17 protein-coding genes and 2 pseudogenes are annotated in these 22,407 nt (G+C 52.4%); 10 read left to right on the top strand and 9 right to left on the bottom strand.

The window, feature by feature from the left end; genetic code table 11:
- Nucleotide 1: 1 nt before the first annotated feature.
- The 3 genes from OGX89_RS00230 to OGX89_RS00220 are packed head-to-tail and all read right to left on the bottom strand — an operon-like array spanning nucleotide 2 to nucleotide 6,454.
- Nucleotides 2–2,164 carry a virulence factor SrfC family protein gene (locus tag OGX89_RS00230; RefSeq protein WP_279893124.1) on the bottom strand — a complete coding sequence of 721 codons (2,163 nt, stop codon included), beginning with the start codon at nucleotides 2,162–2,164 and terminating at the stop codon, nucleotides 2–4.
- A complete protein-coding gene (locus OGX89_RS00225; RefSeq protein ID WP_126957581.1) occupies nucleotides 2,161–5,142 on the bottom strand; it encodes a virulence factor SrfB in 2,982 nt (993 codons plus the stop codon). Before OGX89_RS00225 ends, OGX89_RS00230 begins: the two co-directional genes overlap by 4 nt.
- A 4-nt stretch (nucleotides 5,143–5,146) precedes the next feature.
- Entirely contained in the window at nucleotides 5,147–6,454 is a 1,308-nt protein-coding gene (locus OGX89_RS00220) for an SrfA family protein (RefSeq protein WP_279893128.1), read from the bottom strand.
- Between the two features lie 282 nt (nucleotides 6,455–6,736).
- On the opposite strand from OGX89_RS00220, the gene OGX89_RS00215 reads away from it, so the two are divergent.
- Nucleotides 6,737–8,335: an ABC transporter substrate-binding protein gene (locus tag OGX89_RS00215; RefSeq protein WP_126957577.1), complete on the top strand. Its 1,599-nt coding sequence runs from the start codon at nucleotides 6,737–6,739 to the stop codon at nucleotides 8,333–8,335.
- 17 nt (nucleotides 8,336–8,352) lie between these two features.
- Complete coding sequence (locus tag OGX89_RS00210; protein ID WP_003020183.1) at nucleotides 8,353–8,586, top strand: YdcY family protein; 234 nt, start codon at nucleotides 8,353–8,355, stop codon at nucleotides 8,584–8,586.
- Nucleotides 8,587–8,650: 64 nt separating this feature from the next.
- Here OGX89_RS00210 and OGX89_RS00205 read toward each other — a convergent pair whose 3' ends face one another.
- Both OGX89_RS00205 and OGX89_RS00200 read right to left on the bottom strand, forming a co-directional pair.
- Nucleotides 8,651–9,100: a DMT family transporter gene (locus tag OGX89_RS00205; RefSeq protein WP_126957575.1), complete on the bottom strand. Its 450-nt coding sequence runs from the start codon at nucleotides 9,098–9,100 to the stop codon at nucleotides 8,651–8,653.
- Nucleotides 9,097–9,615 carry a GNAT family N-acetyltransferase gene (locus OGX89_RS00200; RefSeq protein WP_126957573.1) on the bottom strand — a complete coding sequence of 173 codons (519 nt, stop codon included), beginning with the start codon at nucleotides 9,613–9,615 and terminating at the stop codon, nucleotides 9,097–9,099. The genes OGX89_RS00205 and OGX89_RS00200 overlap by 4 nt, the downstream gene beginning before the upstream one ends.
- A gap of 37 nt (nucleotides 9,616–9,652) precedes the next feature.
- On the opposite strand from OGX89_RS00200, the gene OGX89_RS00195 reads away from it, so the two are divergent.
- From OGX89_RS00195 to OGX89_RS00180, 4 genes are all read left to right on the top strand, one after another.
- A complete protein-coding gene (locus OGX89_RS00195; RefSeq protein WP_126957571.1) occupies nucleotides 9,653–10,228 on the top strand; it encodes a helix-turn-helix domain-containing protein in 576 nt (191 codons plus the stop codon).
- Between the two features lie 58 nt (nucleotides 10,229–10,286).
- Entirely contained in the window at nucleotides 10,287–11,321 is a 1,035-nt protein-coding gene (gene curA / locus OGX89_RS00190; protein ID WP_003833095.1) for an NADPH-dependent curcumin/dihydrocurcumin reductase, read from the top strand.
- Between the two features lie 252 nt (nucleotides 11,322–11,573).
- Complete coding sequence (yncE, locus tag OGX89_RS00185) at nucleotides 11,574–12,635, top strand: 7-bladed beta-propeller protein YncE (RefSeq protein WP_003833093.1); 1,062 nt, start codon at nucleotides 11,574–11,576, stop codon at nucleotides 12,633–12,635.
- A gap of 137 nt (nucleotides 12,636–12,772) precedes the next feature.
- The gene (locus OGX89_RS00180) at nucleotides 12,773–12,994 is read left to right on the top strand and encodes a YgdI/YgdR family lipoprotein (RefSeq protein WP_003020157.1); all 222 of its coding nucleotides are present in this window, start codon (nucleotides 12,773–12,775) and stop codon (nucleotides 12,992–12,994) included.
- A gap of 41 nt (nucleotides 12,995–13,035) precedes the next feature.
- Here the strand turns inward: OGX89_RS00180 and ansP are convergent, their stop codons facing one another.
- Nucleotides 13,036–14,478 carry an L-asparagine permease gene (gene ansP / locus OGX89_RS00175; protein ID WP_003833088.1) on the bottom strand — a complete coding sequence of 481 codons (1,443 nt, stop codon included), beginning with the start codon at nucleotides 14,476–14,478 and terminating at the stop codon, nucleotides 13,036–13,038.
- Nucleotides 14,479–14,757: 279 nt separating this feature from the next.
- Nucleotides 14,758–16,299 (bottom strand): methyl-accepting chemotaxis protein, encoded by a 1,542-nt coding sequence (locus tag OGX89_RS00170; protein ID WP_126957217.1) that lies wholly within the window; start codon nucleotides 16,297–16,299, stop codon nucleotides 14,758–14,760.
- Between the two features lie 516 nt (nucleotides 16,300–16,815).
- Here OGX89_RS00170 and OGX89_RS00165 point away from each other — a divergent pair.
- Together OGX89_RS00165 and OGX89_RS00160 are read left to right on the top strand one after the other, a co-directional pair.
- A complete protein-coding gene (locus OGX89_RS00165) occupies nucleotides 16,816–17,814 on the top strand; it encodes an MsnO8 family LLM class oxidoreductase (RefSeq protein ID WP_003833084.1) in 999 nt (332 codons plus the stop codon).
- Nucleotides 17,814–18,758: pseudogene (locus OGX89_RS00160) on the top strand (amidohydrolase); the annotation flags it as partial. The gene OGX89_RS00165 and the pseudogene OGX89_RS00160, both read left to right, overlap by 1 nt.
- A 54-nt stretch (nucleotides 18,759–18,812) precedes the next feature.
- On the opposite strand, the pseudogene OGX89_RS00155 reads toward OGX89_RS00160, so the two are convergent.
- Nucleotides 18,813–19,126 (bottom strand): annotated as a pseudogene (locus OGX89_RS00155) (Tn3 family transposase); the annotation flags it as partial.
- 26 nt (nucleotides 19,127–19,152) lie between these two features.
- Complete coding sequence (locus OGX89_RS00150; protein ID WP_000734115.1) at nucleotides 19,153–19,905, bottom strand: alpha/beta hydrolase family protein; 753 nt, start codon at nucleotides 19,903–19,905, stop codon at nucleotides 19,153–19,155.
- Between the two features lie 241 nt (nucleotides 19,906–20,146).
- Between OGX89_RS00150 and OGX89_RS00145 the strand changes: the two genes are divergently transcribed.
- Nucleotides 20,147–21,019, top strand: a complete 873-nt coding sequence (locus OGX89_RS00145; RefSeq protein WP_000090196.1) for a DMT family transporter — start codon at nucleotides 20,147–20,149, stop codon at nucleotides 21,017–21,019.
- A 130-nt stretch (nucleotides 21,020–21,149) separates the two neighbouring features.
- Nucleotides 21,150–22,373, top strand: a complete 1,224-nt coding sequence (locus OGX89_RS00140) for a MalY/PatB family protein (RefSeq protein WP_000872613.1) — start codon at nucleotides 21,150–21,152, stop codon at nucleotides 22,371–22,373.
- Nucleotides 22,374–22,407: the final 34 nt, after the last annotated feature.

Here is a 22,407-nt window from a genome sequence, read left to right as displayed (position 1 = left end):
TTCAGGAGAAAAGCAGGGCATCTAATCGTTTTTTGTCGGTTTCAGTGACATCCTGTGGGTGCTGATATCCCGCATTCTCATTCGCACGGGTGTACAAGGCAACCAGCCAGTCGTAAACGTAACGGCTTGCACCATGCGAGGGTTGTTCATCCAGCTTCGTCAGGCGTAGCATCGGCGATTGCTTCGGCGCGCTAAAAATAGCCGATCCTTTTTGGATCCTGCTGGCAGGGCGCTGTTCCTCAGCAACGTCGGCAAATCCAAGCCAGGTAATAAAATCACCAATATCGGCGTGTAGCTGCGCGGCACAGACGTTTTCTCGCTGCATAATGCGCTGTAAGCGTTGTGGCATCTCCAGGCGATAGCTGGTGGTGACGAGAATGTCGGCAACCTGCCTTAACGTACGGGGATCGAGTCGTAAACGACGGGCATTATTTTCATCGCGACACCACTGGCGCATGTGGTTAATCCACATTTTGTGTGCCTGATATCCGGTATCCTGGCTTTCCGGCGAGTGCAGTGTGTCACGCACCTCGGCAAACAGGTCAATCTCTTCATTAAATAAACCGCTTACCTGCTCCTCGCGCGGTTGCTGAATACGCAGCAGCGACTCAAAAATGCGCATCGGCGGGAGCAAACCATCCAGCAGTTCGCCATGTTTTGCCGCTTGCGCCTGTAACTGGCGGATCACCGACTCGTGGCTATCCGATTCAGCTTGAGCGGGATTAATCCAGCTTATCAGAGTTTCGCGGATGCGCTGTTGATGCTGCTCGCATAGAGAAGTCAACCTGGCCTGGCGCTGCTGCGGTGAGGTTGCCTGAGTCAGCCATTCGACAAGACGTTGTAAGCTATGTTTATCCAGCGCCTGCAACGTACCCCAATGCAGCCCGGGCTTGCCCATCAATTGCTGCACGGATTCATCAAGGTTTTGCTGGGTACTAAAACGCGCATCCTGCGGGGTAATGGCCCAAACCACGCCCGGTAATGCGGCATCATGAACAGGTTGGGTATCGTTGACCCAGCCCAACAGCTTGCGGGTGATGGCGGGCGTCTGGGCGCGTGTAGAGACCGCGTTGCAGATTAAGAGCACATCCGGTTGCAGGTGCTGGCGATAATGTTCCAGCATCCAGCCTAATTTTGCCTGCCACAGTGGATGAGGATGAGCATCCGGTGCGAGGGGAATATCGAGCAGATCGACATTCTCCAGCACCGAGTCTTCAACCGTCAGGACCAGCTCGCGCGTGAGCAGCGCCAGTGACGACAAAGAAAGACTGACCGCATTGAGCAACTGATGATTTTCAATCGGATGAACCACCACATCGCTTTGCGTCTCATTATTGCCGGTCAATGCCACCTGGGTCAGGAAACTTTCGGCAGGTAAACCAAAATGATCAACCAGCAGGCTCAGCGGGGCCGCTAATTCTTGCGCGTGTCCGGTTTGTTGCAACGTGTGTGCCAGCGCCAACCACTGCTGCGTCAGCTCTGGTTGTTCTCCCCACAGTAACGCCCAGGCGTTTGCCCGGGTAGTCAGGTCCAGTGCGGGCAGCAACGTGGCAAACTGATACCATAGTGCATCGTCAATTTGCTGCTGGTTTGCCGGTACGCAGGAGCGCCAGAAACGACCGATTGCAGCAACATCATGTGCGGTAATGCCCGGCACCGGGTGACGCTGACGCAGCGTTTGCCATTTTTCCAGGCGCGCCTCAATAATCGATTTCTCGACCTGTCGGTTGTCCGGGAGCGCGCTGAACTGGGCGATAAATAGCTGTACCAGTTCGGCTTCACTGAGTAACCGCAGACGCAACGGCCATTCGCTATCATGCGGATTTTCATCGCGCGTAAAGCGGATCGCCATATTGGTTGGTGCATGGCCCGGATTAATATGCGAGAAATAATCAAAGCTGCGATCCGGGGTAACAATATTCACTTTGCCAGTGGCATTGCAGCACAATGCCGCCAGCAGATGTGCTTTTGCCGATTGTGAGTGTCCATATAACCCTATACATCCTTGCGATGAAAAGGTCGTCTTCAGCGCAGATTCACTCACTGCGGCTAGCGTAAGCTGTGCCAGCAGGGCATCCGCTTCATCATCAAGACGCGCTGCACGTTGACGGGTATCTACCACCCACTCGATGGCGGCCTGCGCGGTATTTAACATCTTACTCATTTCAGGTACACGCTCCCGCTATCAATCCAGTAATGGCTTCCGCTATGGCGACGGTCTGCCAGCGTATTCAGTTTTAACGTTAAGGCATTGGCGGCAACGGGGGTGCCATCCTGTAACCAGGCATCACTCAGGATGAAGAATTCCGGGCCACTTTCTTTGCTGCCGCCGCGTAGCTGCAGCCGAACATTCAACACGCCATCTCCGGCGATAGTTTTTGCCAGTTCGGCAGAGTTTATGCTGAGCGTATACAGCGGCGTGGCAGGCCAGCGGCTGTTTGCCAGTTGCCGGAATCCTAACGTCACGTTGCCACGTAACGGGAAATGCAACCGGGCATCCAGCTTCGCCCCAGGTTTATCCAGATCAATATCGTGATACCAGATGTTCTCATCACGCAGGGTATTGACCGTATTATCCAGCACACCGAGAAAGCGTACGGTCGAGTAAGCGCCGATATCGGCAGCTTTAAAGTTAAAGCGTGGCAAACGCAAATCCAGCGCCAGGCTGCACAGCATAGCGCCTACAGCAGCGGTGGATTTAGGGTTACCAATTCGCCCCTGTTGGCTGAACGGATACCACTCATGCACGCGGTAGTTATCCATCCAGATCATACGGTTAACCGGGACAGGTTGCAGATGGCGGATCAACGCCTGTACACCCGGTAAACAGGCGGGCCTGCCGGTCACTAATAAGATATCGCAGCGATAATGTGAAATGGCCTCACAAACCGCGTGCAGCGGGGAAGTCAGGGTAAATTGCCCCGCCAATAGTGCTTCTTGTAACTGCCTGAACTGTACCTGTAACGGCACGCTCAGAACATCAAACGCAGGCGACCCTGCTGGTAACGCATGGTCGATAGCTTGTTGGATGTAGTTCATCACGTTGCGCGTGGGTTGTTGACTCAGGAGTTCCCCAAAGGTGGCATGTAGCCCGGCGACCGGGTCGTTAATATCGCTTTGTTCCCAGGCAGAGAGGACCGCATGACCGAGCGGCATAAAGAGCTGTAACGCCGTTTGTTGACGCAGAATTGCCTGAGTATCGATGCGCCCGGAATCGCCAAACAGCGTGGCCAGCAATGCGGCGGCGTCGGTCACGCCAGCCTGTTGTAAGCGGGTTTGCAGCGCAGGCAACACGCAGCGCTGAATCACGTCCAGTAGCATGTCATCGCCAGCCACCTTAAAACCTTCACGGAACAGCAGATGCGGGGTAATTTTGACATTCGCGCCAACGCCGTCATCAAGCTGGTAATGAACGACGGCCATATCCGTTGTCCCGCCGCCAATGTCGATCGATGCCACGCGCAGTGCACGGCCTTTAGTCTCACCAGGCTCTGGCAAACGGTCCGGGCGGGCAAGAGCGTTAAAGAACGATTCGGTGTGGCCATCGTAGTGTGAGATAGCCTCGTTATACAGCCACACCAGTTGCCCGCAACTGGCTTCATCCCATTCCATCTGAATTTCAGGTACGGGAACCACACTCTTTTCCTGCTGCTTACGGGTGGTGAAGTCTTCATCCTGTGGGTGCCAGCCCATCGCTTTCCAGACCAGGGCAATAGCTTCAAACATGCGCAGGCGGAAAATCTCGCGCTCCTGTTTGGGCATCGCCGACGGTAGGGTCAGGATCAGCGTCCGTAACTGACGCGGAGATGCCGGGAATCCGAGGCGCAAACGCGTCGCTACGCTGTTAATTTGCCCCAGCGCCTGGGCCAGTATTTCGCACAACATATGCGTCATCAGCGTGCTGCGGCTGTATTGTGGTGAGAACACTGGTAGACGATCGTCCTGCGGCAGGCTGAACAGCGGTTGCCCGTCATCGTTCATCAGGTTCATCAGCGGGAAGGCGGTAGCCAGCGGTTCGCGCTGGGTTTTGCCATTCATCTGGCTAAAGCGCCAGTCATGTAACACCGGCGTTTCATCCCACAGATAGCGGCGCGGGCTTGAGATCCCACTGTTGCCCTCGGTGCCCATACGCTGCATCGCCAGCTTACGGGCTTCATCACCCACACGCACAATCGACGGCCAGATAAAGGCGTCATCACGTCCGCTCTCAACGGAAAAGTGCTGTTTACCAAAGCGCGCTTCGGAAAACTCCAGCCGACTGGTGAATAGCGGATCGTTGAGGAACTGCGGCTCGCTTAACGAACGGACCTGCAATTCAGCGGTCTGACGCAGCCCGTCATTGGCATCCCCGTGATCTTCAATCAGGACACCACAGGTATGGGTATTACCGATATCCAAAATAAGATCGACGGGAATGGCGGGTGTGCTAAGGGTGTGCGTTACCAGTTTCACTTCCGGGACAGAAAGCTGCTCACCTAACAGGGTCAGCACATTCAGCCAGTGCGCCTGGTATTCAAAGTTACGCAGCGCCTGCTGGATCTCTTGTTCTGAGCGGTTCTCATGTTGGGTGACATGGTGCATAAAAGATTCGCGCAACCAGCCGTCAATCCAGGTCTGGTCAAGGAAATCAGCAATTTCGTTGTCATGCCAGGCCAGCGCAAACCGTGTACCGTTAAGCAGATCATTTTCGTTGGGGGTTAACGCCGCTGGGGCATTTTCAGTAAGCTGGCTGTCCAGCGCTACGGTAACACGGTGGGTGTTACCCGCGCTGTCCGGCTGCGCCAGCTTTCGCACCTGCACGCGTGCCCAGTTATCCGGGCCTTCAACAAACGTACGCGGCGGGTTAAAGCGCAGAAACGGTAGCGGCAGCCAGACGCCGTCGAGCACGTCCAGCGAATAATGTAACGTCTGGGTACTTTCCGGCTTCACCACTTCGGGTTGTGCGCCGGTGCTGCCCGGTAGGGTATAGCGTCCTGACGTCAGATCGAAGTCCAGTCGCAGTAGCGGACCGTTTGCCGTTTTGCGCACAAAGCGTCCATGGTGCGCAGATTCCTGCGGCGTGAGGCCGAAATCCAGAAATTGTACACCGCTATTGGCGATGAGCGTCACGCTCTGTTTGTAATCACACAGATTCACCAACATAAAATCAGGCACCTATCTTTTTGATCGTCAGAGGGATTTCCGCGTGATCGTCATAACGCGCGGTACAGGCGGCGACGTCGTTGGTTCCCGCTTTACAGGTAATTTCAGGCATCGGATAACGTGACCCGTCGGTACAACGGGCATTGCCGCGACTCTTAATCATTAATTCACCCGACTGGTGCAAACCGGAGAAAATCTCGGCACGACAAACAATATTGTCACCATGAACCACGCGTGCAGTGCCTTTATTGGCCTGGATCTGATAGCGCAGGGACGGCGCTTTGCCGCTCACCGGATCTTTAACATCCACCATGACACGCCAGTTACCGTTGAGAAAACGTGTCGTTCCTGCCTTCATCTGGTTGGCATCCATCACCAGTGCATCTTTTGGAATTGCGGCAATCACCACCGGTCCTTCGGCAGGTTTCTCTTTCTTCACAGCGGGAGTCACTTCAGCACGATGCAGGGGCAGTGCAGATGTCAGTGCTGGCAGCGGTGCCATATCAACCTTAGCGACTTCAACAGCGGCGACTGCGGGTCCGGGCTGGGCGGTCTGTTGCTTCCACAGCAGCGGCCCAACGATGGCTGCAATAATCACTGCGGCAACGGGCAGGCTCCACAGCGGCAGGCGGCGTATGGGCTTCTCCTGTACCGGGGGCGCAGTAACTTCAGGTTCGTTAACAATGACCGGGGGTTGAGGTTCAGGTTCAGTCGGTTTTGGCAGATCAACGACCGGCGTCAGTAAGGGGACATCGGCCTCGGCAAAGGTAATTTCCGGTGCGATTTCTGCTTCCTGTTCCGGCTCTGCTACGGTAACCACAGGAGGAACATCGGCAATGCGCAGGCAGTCGAGGACATCGTCGCGGGGATTTTCATTCAAATTGACGAAGCCCCAGAACGTAATAACGGGTTTGCCATCAACCAGAAATACGTGGTTTTCACCGGGAAACTGGATGGCTTTTTCGAGCAGTGAGCCAAACAGCTGTAGCGAGGTTTTCCCCGATTGCAGACTTTTACGGCTCAGGGTCGCCGCATTTTCCAGCGTGCTTCCCAGATAGCGCAGCGCACGAAAACGTGCCTCTTCATCAGCGGCTTTCCACGCCACGGCTTTCCCTTCTATCGGGGAATACCAGTCAACCCGATCGCCGCTGTCGTTAATTTGTGGGATCGCCAGACAATCCACCATCGCCTGCTGTTTACGCAGACGAAGCGTTTCACGAATTTGCAATGCTGAATCAAACACGGCCTGACCACCGCCGCCCACGGCCTGATAGTCATCCAAATTGCCGCTGCGCAAGAGAGTTTTTGCCACGTTGTTACCCCTTAGACTTCTTCACGTATCTACTTTACGTTTTATAAAAACGAGCAAACGGCGAAAGAGAGGCAAAAAGGGGCTAATTTTCATGGCATAGAGTGCCGGGAAAAATCTTGACGTTTTGAAAAAGACTTAAGGGAAATTAATTCGCTTAGGGTGATGAATTATTCAGCGAAATACACCGGATTAGAATAACCTGATAGTGATTTGTTATTGGTCAGTTTTTGTCAGCTATGCTCTGATATCCCTGTTAATAATAAAATAAGAAGGCTTATAACCATGATTGCAAGGAAAACGATACTCGCGCTGGCTCTCAGCGCCGTCTTACCGTCAGGCGCTGCGTTCGCGGCCAATACTGACACCATCATCTATTGCTCTGAAGCATCTCCGGAGTCATTTAACCCGCAAATCGCCAGTTCAGGTCCTTCATTTGTGGCCAGTTCACAAGTGCTCTACAACCGACTCATCAACTTTGATCCGGTAAAGAATACCCCGATACCGTCTCTGGCAACGGACTGGACGATTTCCCCGGACGGTAAGACTTACACGTTTACCCTGCGTCAGGGCGTGAAATTCAACAGTAATAAATTCTTTAAACCGACCCGCGACTTCAACGCTGATGACGTGATTTTCTCGGTATTACGGCAGAAAGATGCCGATCATCCGTATCACAAGATTTCTCAGGGAAGCTACGAATACTTTAACGATGTCGGTCTGGATAAACTGATTAAAGAAGTGAAGAAGGTCGATGATTATCACGTTCAGTTTGTCCTCAATGAACCTAACGCCGCGTTTCTTGCCGACTGGGGTATGGATTTTGCCTCCATCCTTTCTGCGGAATATGCCGACGCGATGCTGAAAAAAGGCACCCCTGAAAACGTCGATAACTGGCCGATTGGTACCGGGCCTTACGTGTTGCAGCAGTACAAGCAGGACTCGCAAATCCGCTATCTCGCTAACCCTAACTACTGGGATGGCGCCGTTCCAACAAAGCACCTGATCTTCTCAATCACGCCAAACGTCCAGACGCGCCTGGCAAAACTGCAAACCAATGAATGCCAGATAATCCCGGCGCCAGCCCCCGTACAATTTGACGAGATTAAAAAGAATAAAGATTTGACGCTGCATTCGGTTGAAGCGCTAAACGTCGGGTATCTGGCGTTTAACACCGAGAAAAAACCGTTTGATAACGTACTGGTCCGTCAGGCGCTAAACTACGCGACCGATAAAAAGGCCATTATTAACGCCGTCTTCTTAGGTTCCGGTACGGTGGCAAAATCGCCGATTCCACCGAATATGATGGGCTTCAATAAAGATCTGCAGGATTACACTTACGACCCGCAAAAGGCGAAAGATCTGCTGAAGCAGGCGGGGCTGGAAAACGGCTTTGAAGCGACGCTGTGGTCAATGCCGGTTCAGCGCCCTTACAACCCGAACTCCCGACGGATTGCTGAGATGATCCAGAGCGACTGGGTAAAGGTGGGCGTGAAGGCGAAAATTGTGTCGTACGAGTGGGGTGAATATCTCTCCGGAATGCGTAAAGGTGAGCATGACACCGCGTTGTTTGGCTGGATGTCAGACAACGGCGATCCGGATAACTTCGCCGATGTGCTGCTGGGCTGCGACAGCATAAAAACCGGATCTAACGCCGCGCGCTGGTGCGATAAAGAGTATAATTCGCTGGTTCAAAAGGCGAAGCTGGTGAGTAAACCGGAAGAGCGCGCCGCGCTTTACCAACAATCGCAAGAGATTTTCTACCAGCAGGCTCCGTGGATAGCCCTGGCAAACGGTAAAACGTTCTACGCTACGCGCAGCAACGTCAGCGGATACAGCGTCAGTCTGATGGGCAGTGATTTTTCAAAAGCAAAATTAAATTAATGAGTTAAGGAGAGGTTATGTCGCATCTGGATGAGGTCAGCGCACGTGTTGATGCCGCCATTGAAGAGAGCGTCATTACGCATATGAATGAATTGCTGATTGAGCTCAGCGATGATGTCGCGTTGAGCCGGGAAGACCGCTATACCCAGCAACAGCGTTTGCGTACGGCGATCGCACATCATGGTCGTCAACATAAAGAGGATATGGAAGCCCGTCGCGAACAGTTGACCAAAGGTGGCACAATCCTCTGATATTTCCCTTATCCGACCTACAGGCACGTTCTGTAGGTCGGATAAGCGAAGCTCCATCAGGCAATTAAAACGAACGTCTCGCCACCAGCCACGCCCCGATGACCAACAGCACCGCGCCGCAGACCGGCCCCACCAGCGCCCGCAGCGGCACGCCGTGACTACGTAGAATATCCAGTAGCAGTCCCCCGATAAGCTGGCTGGCAACCAGTACCGCAATCGTCGTGGCGGCGCCTACATTTTGGTATCCACTAATACTGGCGAAAACAAAGAACGATCCCAACAAGCCGGGGATGAGCGTCCACCAGCGTACGCTGGAAACCAATTCACCAAACCCTGCTAAACCTTGCTTAAACCACAATATGCTGACAAACAGCACGATCCCGACCAGCGAGTTAAGTAACATGGCGATAAGGATCGTCGAAGACGTCTGCGTGATGCGTACCATCAAGGTATTTTGCACCACCAGACCAATACCCGCGGCAATCAGAAAGGAGAGGGTCAGCGTCTGGTTCATCTAAGGGCATCCGGTTCGCGGCGATCGTCTAACTGTAACTGCATGAAGGTCAGATCCAACCAACGCCCAAATTTGGTGCCAACCTGCGGCATTTGCGCGGTGGTTTTAAAACCCAGCAAGCCGTGCAGATGCAGTGATGCCTGATTCTGAGATTCAATACCTGCCACCATCACATGCTTGCCGCATGCGCGGGCTTCGTCTATCAGTCTGCTGAGCAGTGCCCGTCCTAGCCCTTTTCCCTGATGTTCAGGATGAACATACACCGAATGTTCAACGGTATGACGGAAGCCATCAAAGTTACGCCAGTCGCCAAAGGAGGCGTATCCCGTAACCACGCCATTCTCTTCACTCACCAGCACCGGATACCCCATCAATTGGCGGGCTTCATACCAGGAAATACGGTTTTCGGCATCGACCGTTTGATCGTTCCAGATAGCCGCCGTATGCAGTACCGCATGGTTGTAGATTTCTGCAATGGCGGCGCAGTCTTCCTTGCTGGCAAATCGAATTGACATGTTGAACCTCAGGGGTTGTTCACTATAGTATTACAATATGAATACTATTGAAGACAGCATAAATCAACGGATCAGTGCAAGAATTCGCATCGAGCGGGAATCTCGCGGTTGGTCACTCACGGAACTTGCCGAGCGCGCGGGTGTGTCGCGGGCGATGATCCATAAAATAGAACGCGGCGAGAGTAGTCCAACGGCTACGCTGCTGGGTAGGCTTTCCGGTGCGTTTGGCATCAGCATGTCTACCCTGATTGCGCGGGCTGAAATGCAGGAGGGCAAGCTGCTGCGCTTCGTCGATCAGCCCGTCTGGCACGACCCGCAAAGTCACTATCTGCGCCGCCATGTTTCACCGCGCAGCGATCTGCCTATCGATCTGGTACAGATCGAATTACCCGCCGGAAGTGATATCCCGATGCCAGCCTCTTCCTATGTGCAGGCCAGACAACTTATCTGGTTACAGCAGGGGGAATTAGTCTTTGTCGAAGGGGACGTACGCCATGAAATGCAGGCAGGTGATTGCCTGGAACTTGGCCCGCCGAATGACTGTCGGTTTATCAATGAAACCGCGCAACCCTGCGTTTACCTGGTTGTGCGGTTAAACCACGCCGTCAGCTAAATAGCAGGCACAGACTGCTACTATTGATGGATTCATGCCAAAAGCAGAGGAGCACATCATGGGTCAACAGACTAATCGTAACCGTCGCTGGGTACTGGCTTCACGCCCGCATGGCGCGCCAGTCCCGGAGAACTTCCGTCTTGAAGAAGATGAGGTGGCAACGCCAGGTGAAGGCCAGATTTTGCTGCGCACCGTTTATCTTTCCCTCGATCCCTACATGCGTGGCCGTATGAGCGATGAGCCATCTTACTCACCACCAGTAGAGATTGGTGGTGTTATGGTGGGGGGGACCGTAAGTCGCGTGGTGTCATCCCACCATCCGGACTACCAGCCAGGCGAATGGGTATTGAGCTACAGCGGTTGGCAGGACTATGACATCTCCGACGGTAACGGGCTGGTGAAGCTTGGCGATCATCCCGAACATCCCTCCTGGGCGCTGGGTGTTATGGGTATGCCGGGGTTTACCGCTTATATGGGCCTGCTGGATATCGGTCAGCCGAAAGCGGGAGAAACGCTGGTGGTAGCCGCCGCAACCGGGCCGGTTGGCGCAACGGTCGGGCAGATCGGTAAGCTTAAAGGTTGTCGGGTGATCGGTGTGGCGGGTGGAGCAGAGAAATGCCGACATGCCACCGAGGTATTGGGCTTTGATGTCTGTCTCGATCACCACACACAAGATTTTGCACAACAACTGGCAAAAGCCTGCCCGCAGGGTATTGATATTTATTACGAAAACGTCGGTGGAAAAGTATTTGATGCCGTTCTGCCATTGCTCAATACCTCAGCGCGCATCCCGCTTTGTGGCCTGGTCAGCGGTTATAACGCCACGTCGCTTCCGGCCGGACCTGACAGATTACCGCTGTTAATGGCAACGCTGCTGAAAAAGCGTATCCGCATGCAGGGTTTTATCATTGGTCAGGATTATGGACACCGTATTCATGAGTTTCAGCGGGAGATGGGGCGCTGGGTTAAAGAGGGCAAAATCCACTACCGCGAGCAGGTGACCGAAGGTCTGGAAAATGCGCCACAAACCTTTATCGGTCTGCTGACCGGCAAAAACTTCGGCAAGGTAGTTATTCGTCTTGCTGAGGATTGATGCGTAAAGGTGGAAGACGGTGAATGCCTGTAACCAGGCCTGCTTCGTACAAAATGTAGGCCTGGTAAAATGCCAATGTCGTTAACTGGTATTCATGGAGGAAATAAGAAGGTTACTACATGAAAGCGAATAAACACTCCACATTGAGATAAATAATGATTACTATTCTCATTCTTAAAAAGGCAAAACCATGATTTTGCTCATTGAAGCTATGTGAAGCAGTAACAAACGAATTTATCAAAGGGAGTCGTCATGTCTTTACGTCATCTGTTTTCACCGCGTCTGCGTGGTTCTTTACTGTTAGGTTCACTGCTCGTTGCATCATCTTTTACTACGCAGGCCGCAGAAGAACTGCTGCGCAAAGCCGTCGGCAAAGGCGCCTATGAAATGGCGTACAGCCAGCAAGAGAACGCGCTGTGGCTGGCGACCTCACAGAGCCGCAAACTGGATACCGGCGGGGTGGTTTATCGTCTTGATCCGGTCACCCTCGAAGTGACCCAGGTGATTCATAACGATCTCAAACCGTTTGGTGCCACCATCAACAACGCCACGCAAACGCTGTGGTTCGGCAACACGGTAAACAGCGCGGTTACGGCGATGGATGCCAAAACGGGTGCGGTGAAAGGACGTCTGGTGCTGGATGCGCGTAAGCGCTCTGAAGACGTTCGCCCGCTGCAGCCGCGTGAGCTGGTCGCCGATGATGCTACCAACACGGTATACATTAGCGGTATTGGTAAAGAGAGTGTGATTTGGGTGGTGGACGGTGAGACGATCAAGCTGAAGGACACCATCCAAAATACCGGCAAAATGAGCACCGCTCTGGCGGTCGACAGCAAGGCTAAACGCCTGTACACCGCCAATGCGGACGGCGAATTCATTACCATCGACACCGCCACCAACAAAATTCTTAGCCGCAAAAAACTGCTGGATGATGGGAAAGAGCATTTCTTTATCAACCTGAGCCTGGACACCGCTGGCAACCGCGCATTTGTCACCGACTCTAAAGCGGCGGAAGTGCTGGTCATCGACACCCGTAATGGCAACGTACTGGCAAAAGTCGCCGCGCCGGAATCTCTTGCTGTGCTGTTCAACCCAACGCGTAATGAAGCCTACGTGACTCATCGCCAGGCCGGTAAAGTGAGTGTGATCGACGCGAAAAGCTATAAAGTCGTCAAAACATTCGAGACCCCAACGTTCCCGAATAGCCTGGCGCTCTCCGCCGACGGTAAAACCCTGTACGTCAGCGTGAAACAGAAATCTACCCGCGAGCAGGAAGCTACCCAGCCGGACGATGTTATTCGTATTGCGCTGTAAAAAATCCGGAGGGGGAAACCCCTCCTGTCATTTCTCTAAACCCCACGATACGCCTCGTTACACCCCGCCAGTAGCCCGACCCACTTCAGGGACTTACACTACGCCCTCAACGGCTAACTGAATAACACGGGAATACCATGAAAAAGCCATTTATCTGTCTTTGTGCAGGCGTAATGCTGTTTACCCTGGCAGGATGTACTACCGATTACGTCATGACGACCAAAAGCGGACAAACCATTACCACCCAGGGTAAGCCAAAACTGGATAAAGATACGGGAATGACCAGCTATACCGATCAGGATGGAAATGCGCGGGAAATTAACAGCAATGATGTAGCGCAGTTGATTGAAGCGAACTAAAAAAGAAGGCCTGAAGGGTTAACCTGTCAGGCCTTCAGCCATTACGGCGCGGTGCGGTGGATTTCCGCGACGCGTTTACGCACACCGAACCAGCCTGCAACCAGCAGGATGGCAATCAACGGTAACGACGCGATGGTGTAGGTGCCGTTTGGATAGTCAAATGCCATCAGCACCAGCACGCTCAGCAGGAACAGTAGGGTTAGCCACGAGGTAAACGGAGCGCCCGGCAGTTTAAAGCTGACGTCTGCCGTTTTACCTTCTTTTATGGCCCGGCGCAGACGCATCTGACAGACCATGATAAAGCCCCACGACGCAATAATGCCCAACGACGCGAAGTTCAACACGATCTCAAACACCTGCGACGGCACCAGATAGTTCAGGAATACCCCGACGACATAGACGACCAACGTGGCGAGGATCCCAGCCCAGGGTACCTGTTGACGGCTCATTTTAGCCATGAATTTAGGCGCCGATCCGCCCATCGACATGGAACGTAAAATACGCCCGGTGCAGTACAGCCCAGAGTTAAGGCTGGAAAGCGCCGCGGTGAGCACCACAATATTCATGATACTGCCGATATACGGCACGCCCAGTTTGGAGAAGAAGGTAACAAACGGGCTTTGCCCCGCCTGATAGGCATTCCATGGCAGTAACAGAACCAGCAGCACCACAGAACCGACATAGAACAGACCAATACGCCAGATAACGCTATTGATCGCTTTTGGCACCATGGTTTGCGGATCTTTGCACTCACCAGCGGCAGTGCCCACCAGTTCAATAGAGGCAAATGCGAAAACCACCCCCTGAACCAGTACCAGCGCCGGCAGCAGGCCATGTGGGAAGAATCCACCGTTGTCGGTGATCAGGTGAAAACCGGTGGCGTTACCATCCAGCGGCTTTCCAGTGCCTAAAAAGACGGTACCCACCACCAGGAAAATCACAATCGCCAGCACTTTGACCAGTGCAAACCAAAACTCCATCTCCGCGAACCACTTCACGCCGATCATGTTCATGGTGCCGACAATAGCCAGCGCGCCGAGGGCGAACACCCACTGCGGTACATCCCCAAATGCGCCCCAGTAATGCATATACAACGCCACCGCAGTGATATCGACAATGCCGGTCATCGCCCAGTTGATGAAGTACATCCAGCCAGCCACATAGGCGGCTTTCTCACCTAAAAATTCACGAGCGTAGGAGACAAAGCTGCCGCTGGAAGGGCGATGTAAAACCAGTTCACCAAGCGCGCGCAGTATAAAGAACGAAAAAATACCGCACACCAGATAAACCAGCGCTAAAGCGGGACCCGCCATCTGCAAGCGTGCGCCAGCCCCTAAAAACAACCCGGTACCAATTGCGCCGCCAATGGCGATCATTTGTACCTGTCGATTACCCATCGCTTTGTGATACCCCTCTTCGTGGGCATTCAACCAGCGTCGTTTCGCCGCATGTTGTTCCGCGGCTTGCGTGTTGTTTGTGTTCATTACTTTTCCTGTTGACCTGACAAAAATACAAAATCCTTTTTGCCGCACCAGCTGCGGCGAAAACAGCCTTACCCTTCATTGTGTTATGGGGGAAAACTGCCGGCCGAGCATCCTACATTCAATTGTTCGGTTCCGCAAAGCCCCGATAACAAGAATTCAGCATTTTGTACAGCCAGCACTGGCGCGGCGTGGCCTCGATTCAGCCAATAAAAGAGAAGGGTGTAAATACGTGGAAAGGTGTGCGCTTATCGAGACATTCAACCGATAAGCGCCGTAAGGTTATGCTGATACGCCAAAGACCTGAACGGCCTGCTGTAAGCGCGATGAACGTTGAGTCAGATCGGCGGTAGCATCGGTGACACGCTCCACCATCTCGGCGTTATTGTGTGTCATGGTGCCAACGCGTGAAATCGAATCGTTAATCAGATCCAGCGCCTGGGTTTGCTCACGCGTCGCCAGACTAATATCTTTGATCATCATCGACATCTGCAGGACATCGCCAATCATCCCAGTGAGATGCGTTTCCGTTTGCTCCACCATTTTGACGCCGCTATTGACGTTGGCGACGTTCTTCTCAATCAGTTGTTTGATCTCTTTTGCTGCAGACGCCGAGTGTTGCGCCAGATTACGGACCTCTGCCGCCACAACGGCAAATCCACGCCCGGACTCCCCGGCTCGCGCGGCCTCAACCGCGGCATTGAGCGCCAGAATATTAGTCTGGAAAGCAATACTGTCGATAACGCCGATGATGTCGACTATCTGCCCGTTGTCACGCGATATCGCCTGCATCATGGCAATAGTTTGTTTCATAATATCGCCGCCTTCTGCCGCATTGGCGCTGGTTTTATCGGCCATGGTCATAGTATGAGCCGCAGTCTCAGCAGTTTGCTGTACGGCGCTACCAATTTCTTCAATGGCGGCAGCGGTTTGTTGCAGGTCGGCAGAGGTTTCTTCTGAACGCTTGTGCAGCGCCGTACCTTCTTTTGATACCCGCTGACTGATGGCGCGAATACCGGATATTTGCGTACTGACATCATCGACCAGGGAATTCAGATTAAGCCCGGACTGATTAACCAGACGCATCAGCATTCCGATCTCATCCACCCGATTTAAATGACAGTTATCAGGTTTTCTCCCGGAGACCACTTTCTTCATTTGCGTCAGTAGCGTATTAACTGGCTGACAAATTTGATACTTAAGGTAAATAGCAAGCATCAGAAATAAGAACAGCAACCCTCCCGCCTGAATAAATGGATTAACAGGAGCGAAGAGAAATAGAACAGCGAGCAGGGCGATTACCCCTAAAGAATAATTGACGCGCTGGCTAATGCTCAGCCATTTAAACATTGATGCCCATGACAATATTCCGCGACGAATGACAATGCCTTTAAAAAGTCGAAATCCTTTAAACTGCTGATTATTAATTTTATGATATAAGCTTTCGCTTTGAGTTATTTCATCGCGCGAAGGAACGGTACGCACCGAGATGTAGCCGGTGAGTTTTTCATTGTGCCAGACCGGCGTAACGTTGGCGCGAACCCAGTAATGGTCGCCATTCTGCCGGCGATTTTTCACCATCCCCGTCCAGCTGTCTCCCTGCTGTAGCGTGTACCACATATCGGCGAACGCCGCGGGAGGCATATCGGGATGGCGAATAATATTATGCGGTTCGCCCATTAATTGCTGTTCGTTAAATCCGCTGGCATCAATAAACGCGGAGTTAGCGTAGGTAATATGACTTTCTTTATCCGTCGTAGAAAGCAGCGTCGCTTTATCGTTAAGTGCGTGCTCAATTTGTGTAACGGGCATGTTACTTTTCATAGAGGTCCCATGGTGCTATGTATAATCCATACAAAAATCCCCGCAATAAAATCGGGGGATATAAAAATCTGTTTTAGACCGTTTTAATAAGAAACGTTGCATTCTCTACTAATCATCAATTCTGTGGAAGTAGTTAAAATAAAAATTTCTATGTAAATCATTCATCCTGCGTCATAAAATTGAAACAATTAATACAAGCGTATAACGTGACAAGTCGTTTAAACTGACTTAACGTAAATCGCGTTAAAAAACCTTTTCGTAAAAAGAAAACTGGCATGAAATGATTTTAATGTTATTACCGTGATGGCAACGACCCTATTATATTTTGTAGGCTATTAATTGCGGGTGTTTTTTTAGTTTGGCGTTACAACCTGTACTGGGCGATCCAAATTTTAACCCTGGCAGCGACAGGGGTTGTTATCTACTTTTTAGCTGAGCAAATGTAAATTAAATGTTTCAGTATGGCTATTTGATAAATTAATAATAAAGACATGTTAACAAACATAGGCTCGTAACATGTCATATCGCCTGAGTATTCTGGATAAAAGCCCCATCGGGGAAGGTGAAACTGCCGCGACCGCGCTTTCCCGGACGTTGCGCCTGGCGCAACAGGCAGAAGAGTGGGGGTACCATCGTTTCTGGATCGCGGAACACCATAATACGCCACAGCTGGCCAGCCCATCGCCGGAGCTGGTGATCGCCTGGGTCCTCGGGCAAACTCAGCATATCCGCGTAGGTTCCGGCGGCGTGATGCTGCAACATTACAGCCCGTACAAAGTGGCGGAAAACTTCAATCTTCTGGCATCGCTGGCTCCTGGACGTGTCGATCTCGGCGTAGGGAAAGCCCCTGGCGGCTTACCGCTGTCGACCCAGGCGTTACAGCATGGGCTGCATCAGGAAGAAAAAGGCAGTTTTGCCGACCAGCTTTCTTTGCTTAACGATTGGCTGGCGCTGAGCGGAACGGAAAGCGGGGAGACGGTATTCCCGACGCCAATTCCACCGATACCACCGGAAAAGTTTGTTCTGGGAGCCAGTGTGCAAAGCGCGCAGTTAGCAGCGCAATCCGACTGGAATTTCATCTTCGCAGCGCACCTCAATGGTGACAAAGCGTTATTGCATGACGTTTTGTCCTTCTGGCAGACCCACAGTGCACGCCCGACGATAGTCGCCGTACAGGTGATTGTGGCTGACAGTTACGACACCGCTGCGCAACTGGCGGAAAACGTACAACTCTGGGGCGTGGAGCTGGAAGATGGTCAACGTGTCACGGTAGCCAGCGAAGAACAGGCGCTGGCGTTTGCCGCTCAGTCTGGCAGCCCACCACGCAAAATCGCGCGTCGTGAGCAGGCGTTGCTACACGGCACCGCTCAGGAGGTGATGGCAAAGCTGAATGCTCTGCATACGCAATTTGGCATTGACGAGTTCATTATCGACACGCCAGTGGCGCAAGGGCATGCGCGTCTGACATCGCTGCGTTTGTTGGCGCAAGCCCATAATGCCGTGGAGGTGCTCTGATGACTCTCGGCTCAACGCTTATCGACTGGCGTCGTGAATTACATCAGCATCCGGAGCTTTCTCTACAGGAGGAAGCAACCACGGCGCGCATTCACGCCTGGTTGCACGCTGCGGACGTCGACATTCTGCCATTCGAGCTGAAAACCGGTCTGGTCGCTGAAATTGGTCAGGGAGAAGATGTCATCGCGCTGCGGGCGGATATCGACGCGCTACCGATAGAAGAAAGCGCCGACGTTCCGTTTCGCTCCCTCACGCCGGGCGTGATGCATGCCTGCGGGCATGACGTCCATACCAGCGTTATGCTTGGTGCAGCACTTCTGCTAAAACAACAGGAAACAACCTTACCGGGGCGAGTACGTATTTTGTTTCAGCCAGCTGAAGAGAGTTTCGGCGGCGCAAAAACGTTGATCCGCGCCGGTGCGCTGCAAAACGTAGCGGCTATTTTCGGTATGCACAATGAGCCCGGTTTGCCGGTGGGTGAATTTGCCACACGTGGCGGCGCATTTTATGCCAATGTTGATCGCTTCGTGCTGCGCATAAATGGCAAGGGCGCACATGCGGCGCGTCCTCATGAAGGTAAGGATGCCATCCTGCTTGCCAGCCAACTGGTAACAGTGCTGCAAAGCGTTGCCAGCCGCGACGTTAACACGCTGGATTCGGTGGTGCTCAGCGTGACCCGTATTCAGGGAGGAAACACATGGAACGTTCTGCCGGAGTCCGTTGAGCTGGAAGGGACACTCAGAACGCACCGAAACCAGGTACAGCAGCAGGTTAAGGCTCGGGTTAATGACATCGCCGCCGGATTTGCCCACGCCTTTGGCGCACAAATCGACGTAATCTGGCATGCGGGACCAACCGCATTGGTAAATGATGATCGTTGGGCCGATATTGCCACCGCGGTGGCGAAACAGTCAGGCTATACCACCCACCATGCCGACCTGCATGGGGTCCGCTTGGAAAACGGAAATTATCCCACGCTAAGACTATATTTTGTACAGCAGTGGAGAAGGATGAGAGACCAGCAGTTCATTAACAGGGACTCCTTTTTGCTTAAGCGGCTCAATGGTTCTTTCTATATAAACCGTATTCCAGAGTGTTATCGCCGCCGTATGTAGTGTCAGCGCCGGTGGCGTGGTAACGCTGATCCTCCCACCCCCAGATCCCTGATTTCATTCAGCCGGTGCATGAAGGATGCTCGCCCAAGGGCCTCACCCTTATTCAGCCCCGCCTGTATGCATCGGCCTAAGCCTTTATCGCAAAATCAGTCCAGCATAAACAGCGTCCGATCTCTGCAGAAAATCGCCCTCAGCGCTACGAGTTTGAACGCATTTACTCTGTTTATAGGTAACATTCGCTCCACGATATAATGATATCGGCAACGTATTCAGCATCCTGAGCATGTGTCAGAAGGTGATCAGCCTTACCCAGGGAAATGAAACTCTTGGGATGCTTAGCTGCTTTGAATATTTTCTCGGCCTGCTCAATTAACACGGTATCATCTTCAGTCGCATGAAAAATCAGCAGAGGTTTGTTCATGGCGAACACCTTATGAGCGATTTTGTGTTCCTGAATATTGTCCAGCATCTGTTTCTTTAACGTAAACACCCGCCCGGCCAGCTCAACGGGATAGGCTCCATGCTGGTTAATGTTTTCAACATCATCCTTAAAAAGACGTTTTACGTGTGTCAGTTCTCCGGGTGATCCTATGGTGACAATGGCCTTTGCCTCAGGAACTTCGCCGGCGATAGACAGGATGGCCGATCCCCCCAGGCTATGACCGATGAGCAAAGAAGGCGCTTCGTACTGTCGGCGGAGATAATCTACCGCGCAAAGCAGGTCCGAAATATTGGATGAGAAGTTGGTGTTGGAAAAATCCCCTTCGCTGTTTCCCAGACCAGTAAAATCAAACCGGAGAACGGCGATAGCTTTCTCTGTCAGTTTCCGCGCAATACGCGCCGCGCCTTTGAGGTCTTTGCCACACGTAAAACAATGAGCTAACAGCGCAAACGCTTTAGGATTTTCAGGAAGTTCAAGCAATCCGGCCAGTTCTTCACCCGCCGCATTTTTGAACGTAAATTTTAGTTTTTTCATAGGATATTCCGGGCCTTAAACTGATGTCATATGTTTGATCGCAGGAGAAAAATAATCTTCTGCTCTGCATCTGGCATAACGCGTTTTCCGTCCTCCACTGGGGATGTGAAACAGAATTCATTCCGAATGCCTGTCCTCACCTTCCAGTTTGGAAGCTGGTTATTGCTTCCTGTTCGGCGATCACTTACGCTATGCTACCAACTAGATGGTAGTTTACAAGGCTTTTGTGAGGACTTCTCGAATGGCCAGGTGCGCGCTCATTCTTAAAATATCACTGGCAATGCTGGCATTTGCGGCAAACTCCATTCTGTGTCGTCTGGCCCTGCAGGGAGGCCACATTGATCCCCTTTCATTCAGCAGCCTCAGGCTGGCCAGTGGTGCATTCGTCCTGTCCCCCTTCCTCTTTTATCACGCCAGGACCACATTATCGCTGTGGCGTCCGCTGAGCGGGTTTTACCTCATGGCGTATGCGGTGCTGTTTTCTGTCGCCTATATCCATCTCGATACCGGGGCTGGTGCGCTGTTACTTTTTGGTGCCGTACAGTTTGCGATGGTGATCCACGGATTATTTAAAGGAGAATCACTCTCCGCTATGCGGGCTTGCGGTTTAGTTCTGGCTCTGACGGGAATTGCTGCCCTGCTGTTACCCGGGACGAAGGCACCGCCGCTTTACAGTGCACTTATGATGATCGTTTCCGGATTAGCCTGGGCCGCCTATTCCGTCAGGGGGAGGGCGGGCCAGGCTGCCGGGGCTTCAACGGCGGCTAATTTTATTCTCGCAGCGCCGATGGCTCTCGCTCTTACGTTGCTGTTTATGAAGCAGGGTCACTCTGATGCTGCAGGCATTGCTTTGTCATTGCTGTCCGGTGCCGTCGCCTCAGCCGGTGCCTATGTATTGTGGTATACCCTTTTACCCTCCCTCGGCTCTATTACCGCCAGTATCCTTCAGCTCAGCGTTCCCTGCCTGGCAATGCTAGGGGGTGTGGTATTCCTGGGTGAATCACTGACGGTCAGAACGATATTTTCTGCCCTGGCAGTGCTGACTGGCATTGTGATGGTGACACGCGAGAAATCCCCCCGTCAGCCGATGGCAAAGGCGAGAAAACCTCAATAACGCAATTAATTCATGCAGTTGTAATGATTCTCTTATGTTAATCACACGAGCCAGTTTTCCCGCTCCGGCATCAGACTGACAGGAATACTGAGGTCGACGTTTCAGACTACACCTAAGGCAGGTTCATGAAATGAAATATGATTTTGATGAGTACGTAAGCAGAGAGAAAACAGACAGTCTTACCGTGGACGGCTGGCGGGAATACCTGTTTGCGGGGCAGTCCGAATTTGCAATGCGGTATCCGGCAGAAGGGCTAATCAACCTCTGGGTTGCTGACATGGCTTTTGCCACACCAGAGCCGATTCTTCAGGCCATCAGAGACCGTCTGGATAGAAAAATACTCGGCTACACTAAAATCTACGACGAAGAATACTATGAAATCTTTGGCAACTGGTGTGAGCGACAATATGGTCACCGTTTCAAAACGGAAGACATTGTACTGTCTCCGGGCATTATTCCCGCGCTGAACCGTCTCGTCCCGCTTCTGACCGACAAGGATGACAGTATTCTTATTATGACGCCTTCATATGGCCCGTTTAAAAAGGCGGGTGAATACAGTCAGCGTCGCGTGGTGTACTCGGCGTTAAAAAAATCAGCAGGTGGCTGGGAACCTGACTGGGAAGACTTTACACGCAAAGCCAGTCAGGCCGACTTACGTGTGAAAATTCTTTTCCTGTGTAATCCGCATAACCCGACCGGACGAGTCTGGCGGCCTGATGAACTTAAGCGGATTATTGAAATTTGCCTGGCCAATGATATCTGGGTGATATCTGACGAAATTCACTGTGACCTGTCCCGAAGTGGTATCGGTCATACACCGGCCGCCTCTCTTTTCCCTGATTCTACACGCATTATTACCTGCATGTCCTCGAGTAAAACATTCAATCTGGCCGGGAATTTGTTGGCAAATATCATTATTCCGGATCCCGGTGTCAGAAGCGAGTGGCGTCTCAGACACGACGAGTTCATCTCTCCGCTGAGCCTGGCAGCAAACAAAGCGGCGTGGAGTGAATGCGATGACTGGCTTGTCCATCTGAGGGAATATATTGACGGCAATTTCCAGTACCTGCACGACTACCTCAAAAGCTATTTACCCGAAACCAGGTTCTCGATCCCCGAAGGGACATATCTGGCCTGGATAGATATTAGCCACTACCTGCCCGACACTGTGGGTGAGGATTTATCGCTGTATTTTGCCCGGGAGTCAGGGGTGCTTCTTGAAGGGGGCTTGCTGTTTGTCGACAATGGGGAAGGACATATCCGGTTAAATCTGGCGTGCCCACGGACTATGCTGACAGCAGGGATGAAAAGAATTTCACAGGTACTGCGGACACCGGCCCCTAACAGGGTATAACCCCTTTCTCTCTGGCCGTTTGTCCTGTCAGGAT

The organism is Citrobacter sp. Cpo103, assembly GCF_030332605.1.
GTDB classification, from domain to species: Bacteria; Pseudomonadota; Gammaproteobacteria; order Enterobacterales; family Enterobacteriaceae; genus Citrobacter; species Citrobacter portucalensis.
Note: the sequence above shows the minus strand (reverse complement) of the source record. Positions and strands in the feature narration are given on the sequence as shown.

Bases quoted from the DNA above. Each gene is read 5' to 3' on its own strand.
- OGX89_RS00205 (WP_126957575.1), bottom strand. From the start codon at position 9,100: ATGAACCAGACGCTGACCCTCTCCTTTCTGATTGCCGCGGGTATTGGT.
- OGX89_RS00180 (WP_003020157.1), top strand. From the start codon at position 12,773: ATGAAAAAGCCATTTATCTGTCTTTGTGCAGGCGTAATGCTGTTTACC.
- ansP (WP_003833088.1), bottom strand. From the start codon at position 14,478: ATGAACACAAACAACACGCAAGCCGCGGAACAACATGCGGCGAAACGA.
- OGX89_RS00170 (WP_126957217.1), bottom strand. From the start codon at position 16,299: ATGAAAAGTAACATGCCCGTTACACAAATTGAGCACGCACTTAACGAT.
- OGX89_RS00215 (WP_126957577.1), top strand. From the start codon at position 6,737: ATGATTGCAAGGAAAACGATACTCGCGCTGGCTCTCAGCGCCGTCTTA.
- OGX89_RS00165 (WP_003833084.1), top strand. From the start codon at position 16,816: ATGTCATATCGCCTGAGTATTCTGGATAAAAGCCCCATCGGGGAAGGT.
- OGX89_RS00150 (WP_000734115.1), bottom strand. From the start codon at position 19,905: ATGAAAAAACTAAAATTTACGTTCAAAAATGCGGCGGGTGAAGAACTG.
- OGX89_RS00145 (WP_000090196.1), top strand. From the start codon at position 20,147: ATGGCCAGGTGCGCGCTCATTCTTAAAATATCACTGGCAATGCTGGCA.
- OGX89_RS00140 (WP_000872613.1), top strand. From the start codon at position 21,150: ATGAAATATGATTTTGATGAGTACGTAAGCAGAGAGAAAACAGACAGT.
- OGX89_RS00210 (WP_003020183.1), top strand. From the start codon at position 8,353: ATGTCGCATCTGGATGAGGTCAGCGCACGTGTTGATGCCGCCATTGAA.
- yncE (WP_003833093.1), top strand. From the start codon at position 11,574: ATGTCTTTACGTCATCTGTTTTCACCGCGTCTGCGTGGTTCTTTACTG.
- curA (WP_003833095.1), top strand. From the start codon at position 10,287: ATGGGTCAACAGACTAATCGTAACCGTCGCTGGGTACTGGCTTCACGC.
- OGX89_RS00230 (WP_279893124.1), bottom strand. From the start codon at position 2,164: ATGAGTAAGATGTTAAATACCGCGCAGGCCGCCATCGAGTGGGTGGTA.
- OGX89_RS00200 (WP_126957573.1), bottom strand. From the start codon at position 9,615: ATGTCAATTCGATTTGCCAGCAAGGAAGACTGCGCCGCCATTGCAGAA.
- OGX89_RS00225 (WP_126957581.1), bottom strand. From the start codon at position 5,142: ATGTTGGTGAATCTGTGTGATTACAAACAGAGCGTGACGCTCATCGCC.
- OGX89_RS00195 (WP_126957571.1), top strand. From the start codon at position 9,653: ATGAATACTATTGAAGACAGCATAAATCAACGGATCAGTGCAAGAATT.